The 25,875-nt window shown below is 50.0% G+C and carries 22 protein-coding genes; 5 read left to right on the top strand and 17 right to left on the bottom strand.

Translation table 11 applies throughout. The annotated features are described in order from the left end of the window. Window positions 1–58 precede the first annotated feature (58 nt). From GGC63_RS04130 to GGC63_RS04145, 4 genes are all read right to left on the bottom strand, one after another. Window positions 59–808, bottom strand: coding sequence for a LytR/AlgR family response regulator transcription factor (locus GGC63_RS04130; RefSeq protein ID WP_192701190.1), 750 nt, complete (start codon window positions 806–808; stop codon window positions 59–61). After that, complete coding sequence (locus tag GGC63_RS04135) at window positions 793–2,415, bottom strand: LytS/YhcK type 5TM receptor domain-containing protein (RefSeq protein ID WP_192701191.1); 1,623 nt, start codon at window positions 2,413–2,415, stop codon at window positions 793–795. The genes GGC63_RS04130 and GGC63_RS04135 overlap by 16 nt, the downstream gene beginning before the upstream one ends. 251 nt (window positions 2,416–2,666) lie before the next feature. After that, entirely contained in the window at window positions 2,667–3,191 is a 525-nt protein-coding gene (locus GGC63_RS04140) for a hypothetical protein (RefSeq protein WP_192701192.1), read from the bottom strand. A gap of 167 nt (window positions 3,192–3,358) precedes the next feature. After that, on the bottom strand, window positions 3,359–3,661 hold the full coding sequence (locus tag GGC63_RS04145; protein ID WP_079908317.1) for a YunC family protein: 303 nt from the start codon (window positions 3,659–3,661) through the stop codon (window positions 3,359–3,361). A 183-nt stretch (window positions 3,662–3,844) separates the two neighbouring features. Here GGC63_RS04145 and GGC63_RS04150 point away from each other — a divergent pair, with 183 nt between their 5' ends. Further along, a complete protein-coding gene (locus GGC63_RS04150) occupies window positions 3,845–4,348 on the top strand; it encodes a hypothetical protein (RefSeq protein WP_192701193.1) in 504 nt (167 codons plus the stop codon). A 126-nt stretch (window positions 4,349–4,474) separates the two neighbouring features. On the opposite strand, the gene GGC63_RS04155 is transcribed toward GGC63_RS04150, so the two are convergent. From GGC63_RS04155 to GGC63_RS04215, 13 genes are all read right to left on the bottom strand, one after another. Next, a complete protein-coding gene (locus GGC63_RS04155; protein ID WP_192701194.1) occupies window positions 4,475–6,406 on the bottom strand; it encodes an EAL domain-containing protein in 1,932 nt (643 codons plus the stop codon). Window positions 6,407–6,675: 269 nt separating this feature from the next. After that, window positions 6,676–7,056: a DUF423 domain-containing protein gene (locus tag GGC63_RS04160; RefSeq protein WP_192701195.1), complete on the bottom strand. Its 381-nt coding sequence runs from the start codon at window positions 7,054–7,056 to the stop codon at window positions 6,676–6,678. Between the two features lie 116 nt (window positions 7,057–7,172). Next, entirely contained in the window at window positions 7,173–7,475 is a 303-nt protein-coding gene (locus GGC63_RS04165; protein WP_079908313.1) for a hypothetical protein, read from the bottom strand. A 163-nt stretch (window positions 7,476–7,638) separates the two neighbouring features. Then, the gene (locus GGC63_RS04170) at window positions 7,639–9,954 is read right to left on the bottom strand and encodes a glycosyl hydrolase family 95 catalytic domain-containing protein (RefSeq protein ID WP_192701196.1); all 2,316 of its coding nucleotides are present in this window, start codon (window positions 9,952–9,954) and stop codon (window positions 7,639–7,641) included. A 200-nt stretch (window positions 9,955–10,154) separates the two neighbouring features. Continuing rightward, window positions 10,155–10,448: a DUF3817 domain-containing protein gene (locus GGC63_RS04175; RefSeq protein ID WP_079908311.1), complete on the bottom strand. Its 294-nt coding sequence runs from the start codon at window positions 10,446–10,448 to the stop codon at window positions 10,155–10,157. Window positions 10,449–10,624: 176 nt separating this feature from the next. After that, window positions 10,625–11,644, bottom strand: a complete 1,020-nt coding sequence (locus GGC63_RS04180) for an NAD-dependent epimerase/dehydratase family protein (RefSeq protein ID WP_192701197.1) — start codon at window positions 11,642–11,644, stop codon at window positions 10,625–10,627. A gap of 21 nt (window positions 11,645–11,665) precedes the next feature. After that, on the bottom strand, window positions 11,666–13,264 hold the full coding sequence (locus tag GGC63_RS04185; protein ID WP_192701198.1) for a glycoside hydrolase family 28 protein: 1,599 nt from the start codon (window positions 13,262–13,264) through the stop codon (window positions 11,666–11,668). Between the two features lie 243 nt (window positions 13,265–13,507). After that, window positions 13,508–15,316 (bottom strand): sensor histidine kinase, encoded by a 1,809-nt coding sequence (locus GGC63_RS04190; RefSeq protein ID WP_192701199.1) that lies wholly within the window; start codon window positions 15,314–15,316, stop codon window positions 13,508–13,510. Further along, window positions 15,313–16,332, bottom strand: a complete 1,020-nt coding sequence (locus GGC63_RS04195; RefSeq protein WP_192701200.1) for a response regulator — start codon at window positions 16,330–16,332, stop codon at window positions 15,313–15,315. The genes GGC63_RS04190 and GGC63_RS04195 overlap by 4 nt, the downstream gene beginning before the upstream one ends. A 93-nt stretch (window positions 16,333–16,425) precedes the next feature. Continuing rightward, on the bottom strand, window positions 16,426–17,985 hold the full coding sequence (locus GGC63_RS04200) for an extracellular solute-binding protein (RefSeq protein WP_192701201.1): 1,560 nt from the start codon (window positions 17,983–17,985) through the stop codon (window positions 16,426–16,428). Window positions 17,986–18,165: 180 nt separating this feature from the next. Beyond that, window positions 18,166–19,125 (bottom strand): Gfo/Idh/MocA family protein, encoded by a 960-nt coding sequence (locus tag GGC63_RS04205; RefSeq protein WP_192701202.1) that lies wholly within the window; start codon window positions 19,123–19,125, stop codon window positions 18,166–18,168. Window positions 19,126–19,168: 43 nt separating this feature from the next. After that, entirely contained in the window at window positions 19,169–20,356 is a 1,188-nt protein-coding gene (locus GGC63_RS04210) for a glucuronate isomerase (protein ID WP_192701203.1), read from the bottom strand. Window positions 20,357–20,544: 188 nt separating this feature from the next. Then, entirely contained in the window at window positions 20,545–21,348 is an 804-nt protein-coding gene (locus tag GGC63_RS04215; RefSeq protein ID WP_079908303.1) for a heparin lyase I family protein, read from the bottom strand. Between the two features lie 420 nt (window positions 21,349–21,768). On the opposite strand from GGC63_RS04215, the gene GGC63_RS04220 reads away from it, so the two are divergent. The 4 genes from GGC63_RS04220 to cyoC all read left to right on the top strand — a co-directional run bounded on the left by GGC63_RS04220 (window position 21,769) and on the right by cyoC (window position 25,875). Continuing rightward, window positions 21,769–22,044: a hypothetical protein gene (locus tag GGC63_RS04220; protein ID WP_079908302.1), complete on the top strand. Its 276-nt coding sequence runs from the start codon at window positions 21,769–21,771 to the stop codon at window positions 22,042–22,044. Window positions 22,045–22,301: 257 nt separating this feature from the next. After that, the gene (gene cyoA, locus GGC63_RS04225) at window positions 22,302–23,264 is read left to right on the top strand and encodes a ubiquinol oxidase subunit II (protein ID WP_192701204.1); all 963 of its coding nucleotides are present in this window, start codon (window positions 22,302–22,304) and stop codon (window positions 23,262–23,264) included. Between the two features lie 23 nt (window positions 23,265–23,287). Further along, window positions 23,288–25,261, top strand: a complete 1,974-nt coding sequence (locus GGC63_RS04230; RefSeq protein ID WP_079908300.1) for a cbb3-type cytochrome c oxidase subunit I — start codon at window positions 23,288–23,290, stop codon at window positions 25,259–25,261. Continuing rightward, window positions 25,261–25,875 (top strand): cytochrome o ubiquinol oxidase subunit III, encoded by a 615-nt coding sequence (gene cyoC, locus GGC63_RS04235; protein ID WP_192701205.1) that lies wholly within the window; start codon window positions 25,261–25,263, stop codon window positions 25,873–25,875. Before GGC63_RS04230 ends, cyoC begins: the two co-directional genes overlap by 1 nt.

Genomic DNA, 25,875 nt, shown 5'->3' on the forward strand with positions numbered 1-25,875 from the left:
GATTTATTTTCCGTGAATACCGTTATGACGCATCATGTTCAAAATCATGCTCAAGATGTTAAATTTCCAGCTTCAAACGCAGGTCCTTTACATAGTTGCGGCTGACGGGAACCAAGCTTTGCCGGGAGTCATTCATCATGACGTTATAGGCTCCATTAACCCAGGATTTCAACTCCGCTATCGCTTCCATATGGATCAGATAGCTTTTGTGACAGCGGAAAAAGCCGTAAGGGAGCAGCTTCTCCTCCAAATCCTGAAGCGTATAAGCGGCATCATAAACATGATCTGTCGTATGCACCTGGACATGCTTGCCTTCCTTGCTTATATATACGATGTCCTTCGGCGAAACATACTTGATTCCGCCCTCTACCTCCAATGCAAGCTTGACGCATGCCGGCTGTGCGGGCCGAGCCGTTTCTGCCGGTGCTTTGACCCTTGGTCCCTGCTCCGCCCGGCGCAGCTCCTTGAATACACTAAAGACATCCCTATCGTCATAGGGCTTCAAAATATAATGAAACGCGCGCAGCCGGAACGCTTCGACGGCATATTGATCGTAAGCGGTCGAGAACACGATCTTGACCTGCGGATTCAGCTCCGCTATGACCTGGGCCACTTGAAGCCCGTTCAAATCCGGCATTTCCATATCCAGAAACAGCACATCCGGCGAGAATTCCTTCACCTTCTTGATCGCATCCATGCCCCCGGCCGCTTGAATCACGCGATCCACATCGTCCACTTGTTCGATCAGGTAGGCTAATTCCTCTCGGGCCGGCGCTTCATCATCGGCAATGACTATTGTCCATCCCATGTTTGTCTCCTCACCTTGAAGCTGATTTTCGTTCCTTCATTGGGCTTGCTTTCAATGTCCAGCGCATGCTCCATCCCGTAATGATATCGAAGCCGCTGTTCAATATTGCTTAGCGCTATTCCTGCATGCTCCTCTCCCTGCTGTGGACCGGACTGCATCCCGATTCCATTATCCTCTACCGTAACGAGAATCCCGGGCTCGTCTCCTTCCGTCACGTTCTTGATGGACAGCTTAACGATACCGGGCCTGCTTGAATGCTTGAGTCCGTGTACAAGAGCGTTCTCAACCAGCGGCTGTATAGAAAATGGGGGAATCAACTCATCCTGTACCTGCTCGTCTATATCCGTCACAAAATGCAGCCGGTCGCCCAGCCTCGCTTTGGTCAACGTCAAATAAGCGGTTACCATCTCCAGCTCATCGCGAATCGGAACCAGCGTTTTGCTGTTGTTATTCATGTTGTTTCTCATCCATTTGGACAGATGCATGACCAGCTGCCTTGCATCGTCCGGCCTGGTGCGGATATACGACTTGACCGTGTTCAATACATTGAACAGAAAATGAGGGCTCATTTGAGCCTGCAAGGATCGAATCTCAGCATCCGCCAGCAGCTGGGAATGGCGTTCCGCCTCCACGAACGTATATTGCTGAGACAGCAGCTGTGCCAACGATTTCAGCATTCTGCGGCGGGAAGGGCTATCGTCCTGCTGTCTCGGATAAAACAAGCGAAAGAACCCGATAGGCTTGTTCCTCTGCGACTCGATAGGCAGGTCGATCCAATAAGGCGTTCTTCGGCCTTCCATCACCTGCTCTTTTCCGTTTTTGTAGAAAAAAGCGCCCACCGCCAGCGTTTCCTCGTGAAGAATAACGGTAATGGCCTGAATGGCCTTATCCGTATCCAATTTCCACAGCGGCATCGTCATATCGGCGATATGCAGCGCCTTTCGTGCATGCTCGTTACCGATCCGGTCCTCTTCGCTTTCTATGGTGTTGTGCACCATGAAAAACATCGCCACTCCCGTACTGTTGGCTATCGTTTGCGGGATCCCGATAAGCAGAACCAGCCCCAAAGCCTCGTCCCAAGGCCTGGAAAGCAGCAGGATCAGCGCCATTTGAAGCAATTCTCCCACCAGCCCGACGATAAACGCCAATGCCACCGAAGACATATTGCGGAATCTTCTTTTTAAGGCATTCCGGCACAAGCCGCCTAGCAAGCCTTGCAGGACAGGAGCCAAGCCGCAGGCTACCGCCACAAAGCCTCCCAAGGAAAAGCGGTGCAGACCGGCAACGGCTCCGACGATCACGCCGCTTTTGACGCCTCCAAGCAGCCCGGCGATCATAACGCCAACCGTACGAGAATTGGCTATAGCCGCCGACGGAGCGACACTTTCTATCCAAGGAGCCGGCTGATAAGCATATTGGGAGACCTCCACTCCCGAATAGGTGCCAAGAATGGAATATAAGCTGAAAAAAACAAGAAAACGCCAATGATTGCGTTTATCGCCTTGATAGCTCATGTAGCTTCTCATCCATTTGCTCCGCGAAAAGACGAAAGCGGTCGCAATAAGAAATCCGACGCGTTCGAGCATATCGACCAGTAAGTGAAACATAAGCTAGCTCCTTATTGGATATGTAGACTGCCCTCCTATTATACATCGTTCCCGCTCCTCTTAAACTAGCTGTTTCAACAACGATATGGCCCCAACAAAGCAGGGCGAGTCTATTGAGAAGGTTATAGAGCTTGAACTATTGCCGGTATACTCCCGTGTTGGTGGGCAGCCCCGAATTGATGTATCTCTATGGTCAACAAAAAAAGCCGCCCCATCGGGTCGGCTGCCGTCCTGTGCTTCTAAAAATCGCTTTACTTTACGACTACGATATCCTCCTCGATATCAGGACGCCATTCCATAGAGTCAAAAGAGATCCAATCGACATGAACTAATCCAATCAAGGAAGCAAATTGATGCGCAGGAGGAATGTCGCCGAAAATGGCATCTTCATGCTCATTAATAAAAACGGATTCCAAATCCTCCAAAGACGTTTCTTGATCCATAACCAATTCTTTGATGACGCGAATGTCGTAAAGATTTCTCTTCACTTCGATTTCATCCGTCCAATCACATTGGTAATCAAACACAAGCTCTGCTTTTTTGAATATTTTCAATTCCCAGCCATGATCTTCCGCATAAATATAATGGACCAAAAGGCCAGGGTTATAGGAAACAATCGCTTCATCCGCCTGAAAGGGCTCTCCGTCAATCACAAACGTAACCCAGCCGTTGGTCTCTTCAAATACATATCCTTTTTTTCCGGTTTGGTTGAGGAGCCTGATCACTTCATCTCTATCAGCCGTTTTCAAATGATAGCTTTCGCTAAATTCGCTCATGCGGACACCTTCTTTTTTTGAGGGATAGAAACCTACTCTATCATTCGACATAGAAAAATGATTTCCTTCGGGCAGAATAGCTCAATAGGGAAGTAAAACAGTACTAAAAAACCTGCAGAACGAATTCTGCAGGCTGCTCTATAGCTGCGTTATTACCTGAATATGCGTTATCTCATTCTCAGAACCGCATCCCGGCCAATCATACCCGGAACGATTCCCAGTTCCTCCGCTTCGTAGGTTACAGATTCCAGAGGGGCGTTAAGCAGTTCCTCGATGGTCCGTACTCCAGTCGCCCTTCCGGCTATAATACGCCGATCTTTCAGCCGCTCGTTCAGCAGCCCGACGTCCAAGGCTCCGCACATAATGTAGCCCTTATCCGTAGTAACCGCCAGCAAGGTGGTCTTGGGAAGCTTAACCTCAATAGCCAGAGCGGTGAAGCCGTCTAGTGAAACGGGTTCCATGCGCATCATCGTCAGCAACTCCTTCTCATTCAGCACTGTAGGTTATTGTATGTGACTGCCCGCCCGCTTGTGAGTCAAATGGAGCGATTATCCAAAATTTCAACAAAATATGCTTTCACTGAAATTTTGTCTACTTTCGATGCTCAAAAAATGGTATAGTTAGTTTGTTATAGGTCTAAAGGAGGGGCATCCATGAAGTCCGATCAAAACCGAATCGGCAAACGCAGATTCCTTTTTAATGTAGACATTCTCATCGAAGACGAGACTAATGGGCGTGCTCTGGAGAGGCTGCTTCACTTGCTAAATGGAGATGACATCGAGGATTACCAAATTAAAGAAGGGGTTGAATTAGGTAAGATTATTGAACAAGCCCTGCGGGAAGCGAACAGTCAACCCAAGGAAAAGCCGGTTGAGCCCGCCAAGGAGCCGAAGCCATCGCCTGCCAAACCCAAGGAACAGAGTGTTCCTCCGAAGGCGGATCCGCATCAAGCGATCTGGGATCAACTCCAGCAATTTAAGCAAAACAATTCTCTGGTTAGACTTAGTGTCGTTAAGGGAAAGGGAGTCAAGCTCAACATTCCCTGTCGTATCCTGAATTTCGACCCGCCAACTGAAAATGTTTCGGTCTATCATGTCGATGAAAAACAAGTCTATTTGTTTAAAATTAATGAAATTGACGATTTCTCCATCACCTAATATGGACAATTGAGAAAGCGTTTCAATCCGGGGTTTAGTCGGCTTTAAGCCATTCTCCTCCCCCATCTTTGATTGTGATGTTAACGTGAACAAAAAGCGAGCTTTAGGGGAAACCCAAAAGCTCGCTTATTCGTTAATCCGGCTGGCGGTCGACGCAGCCGCAGACTGAGGCTCATGCAGATCAAGCAGCAAAGCCTCTGCCTGATCCGCGCTCAAGGGAGGGCTGAACCAGTACCCTTGAATTTCATTGCAATGGTTATGATGAAGGAAGCCGAGCTGCTCCTCCGTTTCGACTCCCTCGGCAATAACCTTGAGATTCATATGCCGGGTCATCGAGATGATGGATGCCACAATAGCGGCATCGTTCGGATCTGTCATAATGTCCCGAACGAAAGACTGGTCGATCTTCAGCTTATCGATCGGAAACCGTTTCAAATAGGATAGCGAGCTGTAGCCGGTCCCGAAATCATCAATACTGATCTTGACGCCGAGAGACTTGAGCTCCAGCAGCAAGCCCGTTGCATAGTCCACGTCCATCGTGCTGCTTTCGGTAATTTCCAGCTCAAGGTACGAAGGATCAAGCCCCGTATTGTTGAGCACCTCAGCCACTTTATCGCGGAGGTTATGCTGAAGAAACTGGCGCGTCGAAAGATTAACGGAGACGGGAATATGAGCGAGCCCCTGCTTTTGCCACATCTTGTTTTGCCTGCACGCTTCCTGCAGCACCCACTCTCCTATCGGGATAATCATCCCGCTTTCCTCCGTAAAAGGGATGAAGTCCATAGGAGGGATAACTCCCTTCTCCGGATGATTCCACCGGATCAACGCTTCGAAGCCTACGATAGCTCCCGTTTTGATATCCATCTGCGGCTGGTATTTCAATTCGAATTCATTTTGGTTTAGCGCTTTTCTTAATTCACTTTCAAGAGTCAGCCTTTGCAAGGAAACGGCCTTCATAGCCGAATGGAACACTTGAATATTGTTTTTCCCCTTATCCTTAGCCCGGGTTAATGCAATATCCGCGCATTTGGTAAGAGAGTCAGCGTCCTTCTCCTCATCGGACAACACGGCGGCTCCGATACTGGCCGTCACATGCACCTGATGCTCCTCTAACAGGAACGGCTCCACAAGCATCTCAAATATGCGCATGGCTATCGAATGGACCTCATCCGGGTGCCTCAGATCCGTAAACATAAAGGCAAATTCATCGCCTTCCGTCCTTGCCAGGTAATCATTCTCCGAAATGCATCGGGAAAAACGCTCAGCCAATTGCAGCAGCAGCATGTCACCATAATCATGGCCGAAGCAGTCATTAACAATTTTGAACCGGTCTATATCAACATATAAAACAGCCAACAAGTGCCGGTGCTGCATAGCCGAGTCAATAGCCTCATTCAGCTGGGAATGGAACATTCTTCGATTAGGCAGCCCTGTCATATCATCATAATAAGCCATGTGGCGAATACGCTCTTCCGTTCGCTTGGTCACCGTAATGTCTTGGCCGATCACGATGATTCCGCTTAACATATCGCCTTCCTTGACCGGTGCTGCGGTCGTTTCCAAATCGAGGCGGTAACCGTCCTTATGAAGCATACCCGTCCGGAACGTCTGCGGCACCCCGCGGCGAACTTGATCTAGCGCACTCCTTGTCTTACTCAAGCTTTCCTCTGAAAGAAACGGCCACAAGGGGCCTCCTTCCATCGTCTGCTTCGTATAACCGAGAAGTTGCTCCGTGTTCCCATTGACTTTAACGATGGTTCCTTCCTTGTCCATCAAGCAGACTACATTCGGATTATTCTCGAATAACGATTCAAATACTTTTTCATTAATCTTCATGGTTTCGCCGGTTTCCACGCTGCAAGCCTGTGCGAACCTTAGCCGAGCAATGCGATAAAGCACCAGGACGACTAACAGGTTACCAAGAGCAAGCAATCCCCATTCCATAGGACGATCGACCCACCATGCCGCACTGGCCGACAGCACTAGTTGCAAGCCAACCAGCAGAAGCGGCCCTTTGTTATTCATAACCGTTAAAAAGCCTGTCCTTTTCCACATCATTGCCCCTCCTTTGCGCGGATTTTTCGACAATGAGATTCACTGCTTAATTCTACATACAGGTACGATTTTCCTGCCTCAAAATGATAATAAGTGCGCATTTCGCCATATTATGACGATTTTATCGTCAATAAGCCTTATTTACATCTCAATTATTTATACATTTTCTTTCATCTAGTTCTTTGGAACTATTTTCAAACCGTATCTGAAATTCCCTTGGGAGAGCGCAAAAAACTCCGGCCTCATTCGGCCAGAGTTCTTCTCCTGCTTCCCTATTGCTTCTTATATTGCAGCGCGGCCAGCACCAAGGACAGCCAGCCGAACAGAAAGGCGACACCGCCGAACGGGGTGATCGCACCCAGCGGCTTGATTTGCGTAACGGCGAGCACATACAGGCTGCCGGAGAACAGCACGATACCGATCAGCATCGACCATCCCGCTCTGGCCAGATGCTTGTTATTCGGCAGCATGGCTGCGATGAGACCTATGGCGATGAGCCCAAGCGAATGCATCATTTGATACTGTACGCCGGTTTCATACACCGCCAGCATGTCCGCCGGGATTTTCGTCTTGAGGGCATGGGCACCGAAAGCTCCTAATGCCACCGACAAAAACGCACAAATGCTGCCGGTCACCACAAAGCGTGTATTCATGTTATCTACCTCCGATATGGCAATTCCATCACGATCCTCTTGCACATACCATCATATCCGATTTCCGATCCTGTTGCCAATGAGACCGGTGGCTGCTCAGCCCCTAGGAGCTGAAATTAGAAAATCTGGCCAACGTCATGTTGACCGATAATAAGCGTTACCGGCTCCAAATAGACACGGGTAACCGCAGGGCTTACCATTAAATCCGTCTCGATATTGACGATACTAACCTTTTGCTGCTTCCCTTCCCGCTTGTCGTACACGACCTCGAACTGGCGGAGCCCCAATTGATGCGTAATGACCGAAGAGCCCACAGACAAGGCAACCAGCTCGTGCTCCCCATGGTGGAACAGGACCTCCGACATAATCTCATCATTCATATCCACAATTTTGACCGATTGGAAAATAGAATATTGCATACATATGCCTCCCTTTGTTTATCCTGCATGCACTCCATTTCGACGCAATCCGCCAAAACTCCTGCCTTTCCTTTCCAATGTTCAGATTATGTTCATGACTTTATGTCTACGGGACAAAAAAATGCCGAGCCCCATCGGGACTCGGCAGGTCGGAAGTAACAGATTATACGCCAGGTGTAAGCACGTAGGAGGCACCTGCTTCTACCGGCAGCTTCAGAAGCTCTTCCTCGTAGGATGCGGAGACCGGCTTGCCTTCGCAATGAGCTTGTAACGGCGAGGCATAATAGACGGCGATAATCCCGCTGCGGCTGGGACGAAGCACGGCTTTGGATAAAGCTCCCTGCTTCCACTCCAGATCCACTTCAACGCCGCCTCTGGCGCAAATTCCCGTAATCGTGCCCTCCTGCCAAGCTTTCGGCAATGCCGGAAGCAAGGAGAGCTCCCCGCTGTGGGATTGCAGCAGCATTTCTACGATGCCGGCCGTACCGCCGAAATTCCCGTCAATTTGAAACGGCGGATGCGCGTCGAACAGGTTCGGATAGGTTGATTTGGCCAGCAGCGCCTTTACGTTCTCGTAAGCCGTATCGCCTTCCCCGAGTCTTGCCCAGAAATTAATAATCCATGCACGGCTCCAGCCGGTATGGCCTCCCCCGTGGGAGAGCCTCCGCTCCAGCGTACGCTTGGCTGCAAGCGCAAGCTCAGGCGTACGGCGGGCGTGAATCATCTCGCCCGGATGGAGCGCAAACAGCTGGGAGATGTGGCGGTGGCCCGGGTCGAATTCTTCGTAATCCTCGAGCCACTCCATCACCTGACCGTATTTGCCGATTGTCGGCATTGGAATGCGTTCGAGCGCCGAATTCAGCTTCCGGCAAAATTCGTCGTCACAGCCAAGAATGCCGGCCGCTTCCGTGCAGGCCTTAAACAGCGTATACACGATCTGCATGTCCATGGCAGGCCCCATGCACAAGTTGCCTGTCGTTCCGTCCGGCAAAATGAACTTGTTCTCCGGCGACATGGATGGCCCTGTTACCAGGCGTCCTTTCGAATCCTCCGTCATATAGTCCAGCAAAAATTGAGCGGCTTCCTTCATAATCGGATACGCGCGGTCGGCCAAGAAGCTTGGATCGAGGCCGAAGCGGTAATGCTCCCATAGATGAAGGGAGAGCCATGCGGCACCCATCGGCCATATCGAGGAGGATACCAGAATCCCTTCGACATGCGTGTCGCCCCAAATATTCGTATTATGGTGAGCGACGAACCCGCTGCAGCCATAGACCTCACGTGCCGTCACACGGCCGTTCGGCAGCATCGTTTCGATCAGATCGAACAGCGGCTCATGACATTCCGCCAGGTTGCACAGCTCAGCAGGCCAATAGTTCATCTCGGTGTTAATGTTAATCGTAAATTTCGATTCCCACGGCGGGGTGTAGCTGTCGTTCCAAATCCCCTGCAGGTTCGCGGCAATACTGCCCGGGCGCGAGCATGACAAGAGCAAGTAACGTCCGAAGTCGAAGAATAGCCGGACCAGCTCCAGATCGTCCTGCCCCTCCTGCACCTGCTTCAGACGAACATCGGTAGGAAGCTTCAGCTTCGAAGCAGCGTCGGACGACGCAAGCTCCAGACGGACACGGCCGAACTTCTCCGAATAGTCGGCAATATGAGCCTGCTTCAGCTGCTCGTAGGATTTACCCGATGCAAGCTCCAGCTGCTCGAGACACGCCTTCTCCGGATCATCGTACCGGAACGTCGTGTTAGCCGCCAGCAGCAGCGTCACCTCGTCCGCTTCGGTCACGGACAGAAAATCTCCGACGGTGCGGACGGACCCGCCGCTTACGATAGCCTTAAGTCCGGCGCGGAATTGCACGCCGTCCCTGCCGCATTCGCCGACCATCATGATCGTATCGGAGCTGATGCATTTGCTGCCGCCATCGAATGGACGGCGCATAAAGTGAACGCCGAACGTAAGCCCGCCCGGCTTATTCGTCTTGAGCCTGATGGCCATGACATGATCCGCTGCGCTGCTGAAATATTCCCTCGAATATTCATAGCCGTCTATCTGATAACGGACGCTGGCGGTCGCCGTTTCCAGGTCCAGCTCCCGATGGTACGCCTCCGTCTTTTTATCGTGATTCAGGAAATAGAAGAACAGATCCCCCAAAGGATGGTACGGGTGCAGATACTTCGGAGCTGACATAAGCGCCATCCGGCTTAAATGCTCCGCTTCCTGCTGCTTGCCTTCGAATAATAGACGGCGAATCTCGTCCACATGGTGAATCGCGTCCTGGCTGTTCGCCTTTTTAGGGCCGCCGTACCATACGGTATCTTCATTTAATTGAATTTTTTCCTGGGCTACCGTTCCGAATATCATTCCGCCCAAACGTCCATTGCCTATCGGGAGGGCCTCCTGCCACTTGCTTGCCGGCTGCTGATACCATAACGTTGAACGGAGCGAATCCGTGTCTTGGACTAAACGGGTCATATTGTGAGACTCCTTCCTTTACTGAAAGCTATTAGAGCTTAGCTGATCCTAGTAAGTGCATCCTTTCTATTATAAAAAAAGAAATCTTGCATTAACATGTAGAATGCTCATATGTATTTGCATAAACCTAAGATTTTTTGTTGGAAATAAAAAAAACCGGCACGAATGGCCAGTTTTTCTGTCCTTCTATTCCGTTACACCTATCCGTAGATTTTACGCAATCGGGCCTCCATCACGAAGGTTCCGAACGGAAGCAGCGATGCAATAATGGCTCCAAGTACTTTCAAAATGTTCCAACGATGTGCAAACGTCACATGAGCAAGAGCTAACAAATACAGAACGAATAAAACCCCGTGAAGCATCCCGACAACTTTGACGGCTTGCGGAAAGTTTGCATAATATTTCAAAGGCATGGCAATGATGAGAAGCACCAGAAATGAAATTCCCTCATAAAGGCCGACGGCGCGCAAACGCCCGATGGGAGTTTTCAGCATGGAGACACCTTCCTGTCCTAGCATTATTCAGTATCAATGACATTATATATAAAAAAATGCCGGCTTCCTATGAAAATCGGCATTTGTCATAATATAGTCATTTTTGAAGAAGCCGAGGACACTCGGTGCGCACCACTGCAGCACCAACGCATCATCGGCTTCTTTGTCATCTCAAGCTAGAGCTTCATATCCTTTAGCTGCTTGCAGAAATCCGCATGGGCCCCGGCTAGCCGGTCTTCCAGAAGATCCTTCTCCTGATCGGCTTGATGCCCTTCCCGCTCATACCAATCTAGCAGCATGGACAGGCCTGCGGATAGAGAGATTTCCGCCCGAAAGCCGGGCAGATCTCGTTTCAGCTTGCTGTTGTCGAACAAGCCGGAGTAGCTTTTCTCATAATACAAGTGACTGAATAAAGACGGATTCGCCTCCACAAGGAGATCGGAGCTTAGATGAACGATATGCGGCTCTATGCCCAGGAGCTTGCCCATTTCCAGATATAGATCCTGCCAGATATGCACTTCCTCGCTCGTTGCGTGATAGGTTTGGCCGATCATCTGCTTGTTGCCTACGGCTCCGACGAACGCTTTGGCCACGTCCGGAGCAAAGCTGAAGCTCCATGGAACGGTTCCGTCACCGAACATCACCAGAGGCTTGCCGGCACGAATACGGTGCACTATATTGACATTTTGCCTTAGGACGCCAAGATTGGCACATCCTATACCATAGGTTAAGGAAGGACGAATCATCGTCACCGCGGCTTCTCCACGTTCGATTACCTTGCGCAAGTAGCGCTCCATCTCGGCTTTATGGAAAGCGTAAGGAAAGGCCGGATCATCGAACAGCTCCTCCGCGTCCTCCACGGTCGGAATGGTGCGGAACGGTCTCTTATAAGCGGCTGTGCTGGAGCAAACGATAAACTGTCCCGCTCTTCCCTTGAAGGCTTCCAGCGTACATTCCGCATCCGCCGCGTCGAACGAAATCATATCGATGACCGCATCGAACTCCTGATCCTTCATCTGTTCACGGAACTGCTCCCGGTTGGACTTATCGCCGATGAGGACGCGTACGTCATTTGCGAACAAATGATTTTTGCTGCCCCGGTTAAAGACGGTCACCTCATGACCCTGAGCCAGAGCTTGTTCGACCACAGAACGGCTGATTACACCTGTTCCGCCAAGAACCAATACTTTCATCATGTCACCTGCTTTTTTTTAGCCTTATTTTACCACAATGGACCCTTGCACCGCAGTATCCGCGAGTACATCCTGAACCGCTTTGTCCAGCCGGTTGCCGGCAAACATGATATCCCGTGTATCGGCCCCGCTGATTTTAGCGTAAACATCGGTTCCTCGTGCCGCCGAGCCGCCTTGTACGAAGACCTCCTGCGTATTCCTTAATTCCATAACCGGCGTGGCAGGATGCGGTTTCTTCATTCCGAAGCCGATCAACTCGATATCATCACTGTTATCGATGGTCAGCGCAGCGCCTTCCCTTGTTTCGATACGCACATGATGCATCTGAAGCGAGCGCACATATTTGCAGTACATTCCTTTGCCCGCCATGACGAGCTCCTCACGCACCATATCCGGCTCGCCGCCCTGTTCATTCGGATCCGTTGTCATTTCAATATGGATATGATCCATCACGACATCCTCAATCGGCATTTCCGGCAGACCGTACAGGAACCCTGCAGCGCCTAATACTTCCGTTGCCGTAATATGGCTCAGGCGGATGTGACGGAATACCGGTGTCGATTCCGAAATCGGCTGAGGCTCAGGACTGGAAATCGAAGGATTGGAAGGATCGACGCCGTAACGGTAAAAGGAATTGATTGCGATCGGGCAAAGCACACCTTTCATGAAGATGTTATTCACCTGTACATGCTCGATCGTTCCTCCGCGCGCACGGTTTGATTTGAAGCGGATGCCCCGGTCGGTTCCAATGAAGACGCAGTTGGAAATCGTCACATGGCGAATGCCGCCCGCCGTTTCGCTGCCCAGTACGACTCCGCCGTGGCCTGCCCGCATCGTGCAGTTCGTTATCGTCACATTCTCCGTCGGGATGCCGATTCGTCTTCCATCCTCGTCAATGCCCGATTTCAAGCACAAGCAGTCATCCCCTACGTCAAACTGGCAGTCGGAAATGCGGACATAACGGCAGGAATCGATATCCAGGCCGTCGCCGTTCGGCGTGTCCGAAGGGTTTTGAATCAAAACGCCATGAATGGTTACGTTATCGCAGTACACGAGATGGGTATTCCAGAACGGTGAGTTTTGCAGCGTGATGCCCTCCAGACGCACATTCGTGCAGCGGAACAGCTGGAAGAGGGCCGGACGTAAAAATTGCGTCTCCCATTCCACAATGTTGCTTTTGATATCCATAAGATGACGGTTCAGGTCAAATAACTGTAGCTCTCTTTCGGTAGAAGGACGGCGTCCCGCCTTGCATTCACGGTATTGCTGCCACCAAGCGGCGCCTTGACCGTCGATGATGCCGCCTCCCACGATCGATATATTCGTCAGATCCGCCCCATAGACGAGCGGAGAATAGCCGTAGCATTCATACCCGGACCAACGGGTTTTCACAAAGGGATAATCGTCGGGGTTCGTTGAGAACAACAGCTTGGCCCCCGAATCGATATGGATTGTCATATTGCTTTTCAGATGAACGGCGCCGGTTAAATAGGTCCCCGCCGGAAAATAGACCGTCCCGCCACCGGCAGCCTCGCAAGCCTCCAGCGTGCGTCGAATGGCCTCCGTATTCATCGTTACGCCGTCTCCGACAGCTCCGTATTCCAATACATTAAACACAGTCATGATGTCCCTCCTGATCATGCGAAAGGCCTCTCGCCGCCCTCCATGATTCTCTTTTAATATATTACTCCTATTCTAGTATCTATTAAGAGAGAATGCCAGACAATCTCCCGAATTTAACCGAAAGCGCTCAGGAACCGGAGATTAAGGCTTAATGGATAGTCTTAATTTAACCTCGGCATATTCATTATTTAACCTGTATCCCTCGAATCCCATGGAACACAAGCTTTTCATGAGGTTAGCTTCCTATTTGTTATCAATCACAGACGGCATCATCATAATCAGCTTCGTTCCCTGCTCGGGTGCACTCTCAATTCGCAAGCCGTAAGACTCCCCGAATACCATTTGAATACGCCGGTGCACGTTCAGAATCCCGATGCCGCCCTTCTTGCCGGCCTCTTCGTCCGCCAACCGGTTCGCATTTAATTTGGCCCGCAGCCGTGACAGCTCCTCTTCGCTAATGCCGATACCATTATCCTCGACGCTGACCCAGAACATGCCGTCGTTCTCCCCTGCGTCAATCCGGATATAATGATAATCCTCCACTCCGTCGGGGAATGCGTGCTGGAATACATTTTCGACCAGCGGCTGCAGGGTAAGCCGGACCATTTTATGCAGCAGGTAATCCGGCTGAACAGCCACATCGACTTCAAACTCGCGTCCTATGCGATGACGGATAATGACGAGATAATACATCACATGCTTCAGCTCATTGGCTATCGTGATTTCCTCCAGGTTCGTTTGAACCGAATAGCGGAGCATATAAGCCAGGGAATTGACGATTTCGGATATTTCCTCCGAATCCCTGATGAAAGCGTAGCATACGATCATTTCCAGCGTGTTGTACATAAAATGAGGATTGATCTGCAGCTGCAGCGATTGAAGCACCGCCTTTTGCCGTTCAAGCTGCATTTCCTGATGCTTCAGCTCGACCTGATACACCTTTTCCACCATTTCGGACAGCCGGTTGACCATGAGATTGTAGCGCATCATGAGCTCTACCATTTCATCATAGCGCTCCGGCAGCGGAATAATAGCCCAGTTGCCCTTCTCCGTCTGCCGCATCCCGTTCTTCAACACCTGGATCGGCTCCGTAATGGATTTGCCGAAACGGTATGCCAACAGCAGCGCAATGCACAGCGTAAACAAGCCGACGATGATCGTTGTCGTACGTATTTTGGATACGGGCTTGCGCAGCTCGTCGAGGGGCATGGAAACAACGAGATTCCAGCCCGAATAGTCGGATTTCTGCGACATGTAGATTCGCCGAATGCCATCCTCCGTATTATCAACAAGCGACAGCTCGCTGGCGCTAAGCTTACGCTTTAGGTCGTCGTTGACGAAGGAGCCTACCTTTTCGCGCTGCGGATGGTAGACGATCTGCCCTTTACCGTCCAGGATAAAAAAGTATCCTTTAGGCCCAAGCTCGACTCCTTTCCACATCGCGGCGAGATCCGATACCCGCATTTCTATCGCAAGAATTCCTTTGGGTGCCGGGGAAGACAAGCCTTTAATTTGCCGGATGAGCGTCAGCATGGGGGACCGTGTGTCGTTCAATATACTGTGATTTAATATACTGAGACTGCCGTCCTCATTGGTATTGGCACGGTAATAGCTCAATTGCTCGCGTATATCATGGGCGCTGAACGATTGTTCCGGCACATCGTAGAAATAATAGGCCGCATTCTCATTGAAGCTTATGATATAGATCGAGGCGATTTCCGGATTGCGGATAAATACCGGATCGACCCCTGCTTCCTTAATCGTTTTGCGGTATTCGAAGAACTCGTAAAACTCCGGCTTGGGCGGCAAATCCAGGAACCTCTTCACCTCTCTGTTCGTCAACAAAGAAACCATCGAGCGCTCGTACGATTGCAGATATAGATCGGTATGATGGACGGCGTTAGCCACAATTTGCGTCATTTGATTTTTCACTAATACATCCAGCTCCTGCGACGAAGTGGTGTAAGAGAAGATGCCGACACTCGACAAGGACAGGACGATGACGACTAAAAAGTAAACAAACAGCTTGCGGTACACACTTCCACGCTTCATTTGATCCCCATTTGACTGCGAAATTCGGACGGCGAGATGCCGTACATTTTTTTGAATGTTTTGGTGAAATGCGGATAATCGTCATACCCTACCAGCTCCGCCACATCGACGATCCGGATATGAGGAACGGACAGAAGCTCCTTGGCCTTCTCCATTCTCCGGTTAATCCGGTAACGGACGAACGTTTCGTTGGTCATTCGTTTGAATAAAGCGCTGAAATACGTCGGAGTCAGACCGATCATCGCCGCAACCTGATCGAGCGTAATATCCTCGGACAGCCGGCTGTCGATGTAAGCCTTGGCTTCCTCCATCGGATCTTTGTAGTTCCCTTTGCGGGTTGCAAGCAGGCTGAACGCCATCTGACGAAGCCGTTCTTCAAAAGAATCCAGCAGCGACTTCGTGCTGGAGCCTTGAAGCTCCGGGCTCACGTATTCCTTTAATACGCCTCTTGCATGAAACCGTTTGATCAGCATCGCCGTGCAGTCCTCCAGCAGCTCCTTCAGCTTGGCCAATGTGAAATTGGCCGATAGGCAGTACTGTCTCCACAAATCTGCGAGCCGGGTCAATTCATCCATCTGAAGCGACCAGATGCACTGCTCCATCGCATCGATCCATTCAATATACCGGGAGACAGAGAAGTAGCCTGTCGCCGATTCCTGAACCAGCTGCCCCAGCATCTTATGCAAGTCATTTTTCATCAGCGGCTTCAATAAATAATGCTTAACTCCATAGGTCATCGCCTTTTGCGCGTACTCAAAATCGTTATGGCCGGATATGACAGCGGTTTGAATATAAGGATAATCGCTATGTATCGCCTGACAAAGCGCTAATCCGTCCATTTTGGGCATCCGAATATCGGTCAGGACAATGTCCGGCTCCAATGCTTGAATTTTCTCCAATGCATCCAAGCCGTTCTCTGCCGTTCGGATCCCTTCAAAGGAAGGGGCATAGACCTCTGCCATTTTGACCAGTCCCAAACGAATAATCGGTTCATCATCAACGATGAGCAAATGCATGGAAGTCAGCTCCTTTTGCAACGGTCATAAGCACGAATCCTCTCTTTGCGAAGGAAAGAAATACAAACGCTTTCCGCAATCGTATCGTTTTATTTAAAGACGGGTTTTATACAGGTTGACGATTCCTTCCCTGCGGTTATAGCGTTCGGTAGCTTCTTTGATGATTTCTTCTCCGCCTTTTTGCCTGTACTCCTGGATGACCTTGGGCCAATCGGTGATAGGCTCTTTGCCGTAAATCATCTTGATGATATGATCCATAATGAGTCTCGGAGCACCATCCTGCGTAATAGGCGCCAGATCCTGGTATTTGGCGAATGAAATCAAATCCGGATTAAAGCCGATGCCCGGCAATCCCTCATGTTTGACAATATGGTCGAGCGCAAACAGCGTATCCCGCCCGTTCTGATCCAGCTGCAGCCGCATTCTATTGGCTACGGCGTCATGAGCCCCCCACAGTGTGCCGCTGCGCCAGCCTTCTTCTTCTATCGCTTCCTTCGTTTGAGGAAATTGGTACTGGATCCTGCCGTTTACTATCGTATAGGTATCCCCTTCAATGCCAAAAGTAAAGAACCTCTCCGCCTCCGGCGTCTGCATCCAGTCAAAAAACTGTATGATGCGCGCCGCTGTTTCCGGCTTTACGTTCTTATTAATGTAAAAAGCCGAAATGACGGGCGTATAGTGGAAGTACCCGCCGGTGCCTTCCGGACCTTTCGGAGAAGGGATAATATCTACTCGGGCCGAAGGAACGGCCTGCTTGATCGAGGTGCGGAAATCAACCAGACCGATCGCATTGGACGACCAGATTCCCGCCTTGCCCGAGCGGATATAGCTTATAAAATCCGCAGACGAGATCGTCGCGAAATCTTTGGCGATCAGCCCCTCATCCAGCATCGTCTTGTAGGTCTCCAGCGCTTTTTCCATATGTCCGACATCAAAAAACTTGGGCACAACCTGCCCGTTCACCACTTCAAACTGATCGCGGTATGGCAGCACGTCGTAAGCTCCGAGGATGATGTCGGCGTACTTCAGGTTCTCCCTCATTAAATAAGGATGCTCAACTCCCATCTTCTTAAAGGCCCTGAGCACATCGAGAAACTCCTCCACCGTCTGCGGCGGCTTGAGACCTGCCTTCTCCAGCAGATCTGACCGGATAAAGGTCGCTCTCCGGGAAGGGTTCGTCAAATAGGTTGGAATACCGTACGTTTTTCCGTTGTAGGATACCGCCTCCCATGCATCCTTTGGCACGTTCTTGAGCAAATTGGGGGCGTACTGCTTTAACAAATCATCGATCGGCATGAAGACGCCGGCCTCTACCGACCCCGACATGATCGTACTGGTAGGCGTACCGTTGCTTCCGACGACATCCGGAATGCTGCTGCCTGCAAACATGACCGGAAGCTTCGATTCTTCTATCACCTTGACTTCGAGGGAAGTATGGGTCAGCTCCCCCAGCTTCAGGACCCACTTTTCCCGGCTCAGATCCCCAATCCGCGAAAAATATCCGCTGCTTGAGGTCGTCGTGTAAGAGATGGAAAATTTCGCAGGCTTGTCCTGCTCAGCCGCCGGATGCTTTGTTGTATCGTCGTGGAAACAACCGGCAGTACCAGCAGCTGCAATCGCAATGATCATCCATGTGCCGACGGTTCTTTTCATACGATTCCCTTCCATCCCAAGAATTGAATAAGCTGACCCCACAAAAAGGGTACATTGAGGGCAGCCCTTAAATTTTACATTGTATTGTGGTGAGCAAGACATACGAAAGGGCTGCCCGCAGGTTGCCTGTTCACCTGAAGTACAGCCCCTTTCTTCACCGGAGTCCCCTGGGAGCAGACGCTAGCTCGGGTACTTGATCTCTACCTTCCGTCCCTCGGCACTCGATAATTTTGCGAAGTGCACCAGGGTCTGCGATTTCAAATAATCCGCACCGCTGGTTTCCGAATCCCGCTGCTCCTTAAGCGATGCCAGGAATTCCGCCAACGTATCGGAAGTATCTACCCCGCTGTAGTTGGTAATCGTTTCCTTGACTCCATCCTTAATGAGATGGATCTCCTGATTCTCGTATTGGATCGTGCCCTCCGTTCCTTCGATCCTCCAGTTGCCGTGCCAAGGTGTCTGTTCCCCCCTGGAGGCGATAGAACCGGTATAGCTGACCTTCACACCATTCGCCATCTCCAGGAGAGCGCTGGTGTTAATGATAGCGCCTTCTTCATCCCATCCACCGATAGGATTATACATGTCCGCATAGACGCTTTTTCCTTCCTCGCCGGTCAAATAACGGATCATATCAAAATGATGGACGCCGATATCGTCCAGCAGGCTGACCGTATATTTGCGCTGCACATGGTGATATCGATAAAATAGGATGTCTATAGCGGAAATCCGTCCGATAGCGCCTTCATCCAGCAGCTGCTTCAATTTGCGCACGGCGGCGTGGCGGCGGTAATTCTCGGCGATCATGAAGGGAATGTTCTCCTTAGCGGCACGCTCCACCACTTCGATGGATTCTTCGTAATCAAACGATATCGGCTTCTCGCACAAAACCGGCAGCTTCTTATCGAAAGCGGCGTTGTTAACGACCGTATGCGCCATCGGCGAGGTCACATTGACGACGAAATCCAGCTGCTCCTTCTCCAGCGCCTCGCTAAGCGATGTATAGAACGGGAACGGATCGTCCCCCATCTTCTCCTTCATCGAAGCATCCGTCTCCACTACGGCGGCCAATAATCCTTTGTCTCTCAATCTTTTGTACCACGAAAAGCCTGCGGTTCCCAAGCCAACCAAAAGTGCCCTCATCTTCATTCTCCCCTTCATTGGCTATATCGCCAATTCTGTATTTTTATGAATTCAAGCTGAACCCGTAACGCTGCGCCGCGCTGTTATACAGCCAATCCTTTGCAAGCTGGATCGCCGTGTCATAATCAAGCCAGCCCGCTTCGATCTGCTGATATAAATATTCGCCCATCAGCTTCTTAATAAGAAGAATTTTTCCGTAGCACCATTCGATATTCCTTGCGTCCGACACGATAAGCGAGCTTTTGATTCCAGGTAACGCTTCCATACGATACTGCATGATATCGCGGTAAGTGCTTGCGCGGAAGTTAAACCACCACATGCCGCCCACATGAACATTAGGATAGTTCCAGGCCGCCTGCACAACATCCAGATTGTTTAACTCCGAAGCAACGACCAGCTCGAAGGAAATTCGGTAGCGAGCAAACAATCCCGACAGCTTCGCTATGCGCAGCGGATCATTGACAGGTATCGCCGTGTCGCACCATGAGCGTTCCACGCCGAGGAAGAGCTGCAGGAACATTCCGTTCTGCTCCAATATCCCGCAAATCGTGTGGAGTACCCGCATCATGAGCTGATCCCGCGTTGCCGTTTGCAGCGGAACCTCCTCATTAGCCCTGGCATCGTAGCCGGGAAGCGTCGTCATGATGCCCGGACAGCCCCACTCCTTATAGGAAGCTATCAAATCGCGGATCGATTGAGTCACTTCTTCCAGGGCTTGCTCCCGCTGGTCGGCCTGATGAATTTGCTTGGTCCATTCGAACAGTCTGCCGTCAACGCGCGGAATCAGAATGGCGTCTCTGTTCATATGGCTGCATTTCGCGTGATCCGGCATATTCGTTACGAAAGCGCGAATGTTCAGCTTGTCCGCCACCTCCTGCGCCCAGCCAGGGCGGTCGTTGGAAGCACGAACAGCGGCATCGGCTTCGCGGATGGATTGGGCGTCGCGGATTTCGATGCCGTACAAATCTTTGAATATATGCGTGAATACCCAGTTCATTAACGTATTGCGGCTCGCCTTATAAGCGGATAAGAAAGACTCGATGCGCTCATCCTCTGGCAGCTCCATCGCCTGATCCGGGTACCCGGCGGCCTGCATCTCCCGGTTTAGCCAAAAATAATGCGCAATTTCCCAAAAATCACGGGCACTCAGCTGCTGTCCTACCAAATGGGTATGTGTATCCAGAACGTCAAATCCCATGATCTCTTCAATGAATGCTTTCTGGTTTAACATGAGCTTTTGTTCCCTTCTTTCATGAAATAAGGTTCTTCCCCCATCATACTACTTGTACTCAACCGCTTCCATGGCTTTACTTAAACTGGAGGTTGTGATTTTTTACGATTTAGTTGTCATAAAACAAAGCACTCCCCTGATATTCCCATCAGAGGAGTGCCCAAAGTCTGTACTATAATGAAGAAATATTATTGCTTCGTAATGCTGAAATTGGCGAACTGTATATTCGCTTCAGTCATGCCGGAGAAAATTTTGCGGTAAATCCCCCACTTGGGACGATTGAAATCCGCTCCGTCTCTCCACATATCCTTGCTTCCGCTATAAGACATCAAGGTCGTTCCGTCCAGCTTCTTCAGCGTCATCGATACCGTTCCGTTATCCGAGTTTTTCACGGTTACTGTAGCTTCTACCCAAGTATTCAGGACATTGGACCAATCCGTTGAAGCAAGCGTCGTCACCTGACTCATATCGGCCCCTATCGGACTGTGGCGGAACGTCAGCTTGTTTTTTTCAACCGAGAAGGTCAAAATTGGCGCGCCGTCATCGCCGCCGGATGCTTTCAGCTGAAAAATGTGGCAAAAGTTCCCCGACGGCGGCATCTGAAACCCGTTCAGCACTTTAAATTTCCATTTATACGTCATTGTCGTCCCGTTCGTTCCTTTGACTGCGCTTGGAGAGCTGTTATAAGCCTTCAGCTCGTTGCGCTGCCGATCCGTATTGGAGCCATCGTAGTCTCCTGTGCTGTTCAGCTTGAACTGAAATACGTTGCCGACCGGTGACGAGGTGGTCTCCCAAATGTGGCTTGCATCCCCCGGTCCGTCAATGGGGTCGGAGCCCAGCTTGCTCTTGAAGATTTGATAAGCGTCCTGTCCGGTATTAGGCCCATCCGAATCAATAGTCGTTGTGGTTGCCGCCCAGGCTACCGCAGTTTGCAAAACCATTGCAGATACTAACAAAGCTCCCGCTACCATTGTTTTGACCTTTTTCTTCATTATCCAATCCCTCCTGATAAATAAATGATTGCTTGCAGCCATACGGACTAGCGAACCTTCCTCCCTGCAGCAGCTCAACAAGCTCTAAACCTATCCTTGACTGGTTAGATGACTCCTCCTTCCCGAAGCCGATTTAATGTTTACGCTTACAAAATCGATCTTAAAATAAACACGGGATGGATAAAATGGAAAAATTTATGGTAACCTGTTCTTTTTTATGTTTTCCGTACTCTGAGCACTCTATAAGGTAGAGCGCAGTATGGGCTGGCGGCTTTCATCCCTCAAGGCGTATTTCCAGTGACCCTTTATCTAAATTTGTCTGAATTTCGATCAAAAATTGAACATTCCTTGAACAAACCAACCATTTTATGCTATACTGGTATCAAGAAAACACTTACAAAGGAAATGGAAGTGACCATTATGACTACGAAAACAGCATCGGTTAGCGGCGTACGTCAAAATGTGAAGGATGTACAACGTCTTGTCAACTGGATGACGGCTGCAGCTTGGGGCATTCTTGGCATTGGTCTTGTCTTATGTTTATTTAATTTACATCACTTTAGCGATCGTAACACGTCCCTCATGGTGGGAGTCGGCTTCTTGGTAGGCAGTGTTCACATTTATGTGATTCGCACCGCCATTCATCTCGTTCATTCCCGTATGCTGGATGACGAAAATGACAAAATTCAACAATAGTTCCACAAAACCTGACATATTTTCACATTTCACCCCCTTTAAGAGCGATCTTAGAGGGGTTTTTCTTTTCCAAAAATTAATAGTCGTCATTTTCGTGAACTTTATATTACAGAAAAAAGACGAAACCTTGACGTATTTGTTAACAACGGCGAAATCTCGGTTAATATCTGCTATCTTAAGAAATAGCTAAGAACGTTCCACATTTCACAACCTGCTTTATCCGAGCGTTCGAGAAACTTAAGGAGATGATATTACACATGCGACTAACGAAAAAAGCTGCTCGGATTGTGACTCCGCTGATCTTTCTGACCATGCTGGTGCTTCTCTCGGGTTGCGAATCCATTATGGTTATGGACCCGAAGGGCCCTATCGCCGCTGGTCAGAAGGATCTGATCATTACCGCTTCTATCTTATGCGGAATCGTACTGGTCCCTGTGCTCATACTGACCGCTTACATCGTATGGCGGTATAGAGACAAACCAGGCAACAAAGCTGCTTACAAACCGAACTGGTCGCACAGTACGATGATGGAGGTAGTATGGTGGGGGATTCCTATTGTTATTATCATCCTGTTGGCCGCTGTTACGGCTCGCGAAACGTATGCCCTGGAGCCATCCAAGCCGATTGTTTCCGATAAGAAGCCGATTACGATTCAAGCAACCTCTCTGGATTGGAAATGGCTTTTCACCTATCCTGAGCAAGGCATTGCAACCGTCAATTACATTGAAATTCCTGAAGACACACCTATTAAATTCGAGCTTACTTCCGATGCTCCGATGAACTCCTTCTGGATTCCACAGCTGGGCGGTCAAATGTATACGATGTCCGGCATGGCCATGACCTTGTTCCTGCAAGCCGATGAACAAGGCGTTTATTACGGAACCGGAGCGAATTTCAGCGGCAAGCATTTCACCGATATGAAATTCCAGGTACACGCTACATCGGATGAAGATTTCAATAATTGGGTTAAAGAAGTGAAGCAATCCTCGGGCCCGTTGACAATGGACGGATATAACCAGCTGGCTGCACCGGGTACGTCAACCAAGCAGTACTTCTCTTCCTTCCCTGAGGGACTATTCAATAAGATCGTGACGAAATATGCCGTAAATGGAAGCACTCATGCCCATCATGGTTCTGCCGGCAGCGAACCTTCTGCCAAGCAGGAGCCGTCTAAAGCTATTCAGCCTGCAACAACCTCGAATCCGCATGCTGGACATTAACACTAACGAAAGGAGGCATACACATGCTGGATAAAATAAAAGATTTTGCATCCTGGTTTTTTGTAACAGGCGATCCGATGATTTTAGGAGCGCAAGTCAGTATTGGGCTCGCTATGGTTGCCATCGTGTTCGTGCTAACCTATTTCAAAAAATGGACTTGGCTTTGGCGCGAATGGCTGACGACCGTTGACCATAAACGTATCGGGATCATGTACATTCTATGTTCCATTCTAATGCTATTCCGCGGCGGCGTCGACGCCCTGCTCATGCGTCTTCAGCTTGCCATGCCTGATATGAAATTCCTGGAGCCGGAGCACTATAACCAGATCTTTACGACACACGGGGTTATCATGATTTTGTTCATGGCGATGCCTCTTATGTTCGGTCTGTTCAATATCGTTGTGCCGCTTCAATTGGGAGCGCGCGACGTTGCTTATCCGTTCCTGAACTCCTTGAGCTTCTGGATGTTCTTCTGGGGCGCTATGCTGTTTAACGTCTCCTTCGTCATCGGCGGTTCGCCGGATGCAGGCTGGCTTGCGTACCCGCCACTTTCCGAGCTGTCTCACAGCCCGGGTGTCGGACAAAACTTCTATATCTGGGGTATCCAGATTTCCGGTATCGGAAGCTTGGCGACCGGTATTAACTTTATCGTAACAATTCTGAAAATGCGCGCGCCAGGCATGAAGCTGATGCAAATGCCGATGTTCTCCTGGTCCGTATTTTCCAGCTGTATCATGATTATTTTCGCTTTCCCTATCTTAACCATTACCTTGGCACTGTTATTCATGGACCGCTTCCTGGGTGCTCACTTCTTCACGCTTGACGGCGGCGGTAACCCGATGATGTATATCAACCTGATTTGGATGTGGGGACATCCGGAGGTTTATATCGTGGTCGTGCCGGCATTCGGTATTTTCTCCGAGGTCGTTGCTACCTTCTCCAAGAAAAAGCTGTTCGGATATAATTCCATGGTTTTTGCCATGATTATTATTAGCGTACTCTCGTTCTTTACTTGGGTGCATCACTTCTTCACCATGGGCTCGGGTGCCGACGTTAACGTCTTCTTCGCCATAACGACGATGGCTATCGCGATCCCGACGGGGGTTAAAATATTCAACTGGCTGTTCACGATGTTCCGCGGCCGGGTATCCTATCCGACGCCGATGCTGTGGACCGTAGCCTTCATCCCATGTTTTGTTATCGGCGGGATGACAGGGGTTCTGCTGTCCGTAGCGCCTGCAGACTTCCAGTTCCATAACAGCTACTTCCTGATCGCTCACTTCCACCAAGTATTGATCGGCGGCGTAGTGTTCGGTTACTTCGCAGGGCTGTACTACTGGTGGCCAAAAATGTTCGGCTTCAAGCTGAATGAGCATTTGGGCAAATGGGCCTTCTGGTTCTGGAACATCGGTTTCTATGTCTGCTTTATGCCTCAATATTTCTTGGGTCTCGACGGAATGACTCGTCGTACGACCGTTTACGATTTCGATATGGGCTGGGGCCCGCTGAACTTGATTTCGACTGTCGGTGCTTTCTTTATGGGGATCGCGTTCATTTTCCAAGTTTGGCAAATTGCTTACAGTATCAAGCATCATGAGCGCGACGTTACTGGTGACCCATGGAACGGCCGCACGCTGGAATGGTCCATTCCATCTCCTGCACCTATGTATAACTTTGCTGTTGAGCCTCATGTTCACGATGTGGATGACTGGTGGGAGAAAAAACAAAAGCTCGCTCAAGGCATCAAACCGGAGCCTACTGCTCCGCTTGAACCGATTCACATGCCGAAAAACTCGGCGATTCCGTTCATCAAATCGACTCTATGGTTCTTTGCCGGATTCGGTTTTGTATGGGGCTGGCTATGGCTTGCTATTCCGGCGATGATCGGTGTACTCATCTGCATGCTGGCGCGTTCGTTCTCGTATGACACGGACTACTACATTCCGGTAGATGAAATTAAACAGACGGAAGCTGCATTAAGGGGGGCGAAGGTCTAATGGCACATGCGGCAGCGCACGGCGGACATGACCATCATGACCACGGTCATCATGATCATGAGTCGCTCAAAACGTTCGGGTTCTGGATCTTCCTGATTACGGACTGTATTTTATTCGGTACTTTATTCGCTACCTATATCGTTCTTCATGGCAATACCAACGGCGGACCGACACCCAAAGAGCTGTTCGAAATGCCCGGCATTATTGCTGAGACATTTATCCTTTTGACAAGCAGCTTTACGAGCGGTCTTGCCGTACTGGCTATGCACAAAGGCAACAAAAACCAGCTGATCGGCTGGCTGGCCGTAACGGCACTTCTCGGCGCTTCCTTCGTTGCGCTTGAGGTTAATGAGTTCATCACTATGGTAAATCATGAAGGTGCAACGATCTCGACAAGCGCCTTCCTCTCCGCTTTCTTTACGCTGGTCGGTACGCACGGTCTTCACGTATCGCTCGGTCTATGCTGGATGATCGGTCTTATGTTCCAGTTGAAAAAACACGGCATTACACCGGTTACCAAACGGAAAGTCGATGTTATCAGCTTGTACTGGCACTTTCTTGACGTTGTGTGGATTTTCGTCTTCACGGTCGTTTACTTGATGGGGGTGATGTAA

Source organism: Paenibacillus sp. OAS669 (genome assembly GCF_014873645.1).
In the GTDB taxonomy this organism is placed as follows: domain Bacteria; phylum Bacillota; class Bacilli; order Paenibacillales; family NBRC-103111; genus Paenibacillus_S; species Paenibacillus_S vulneris.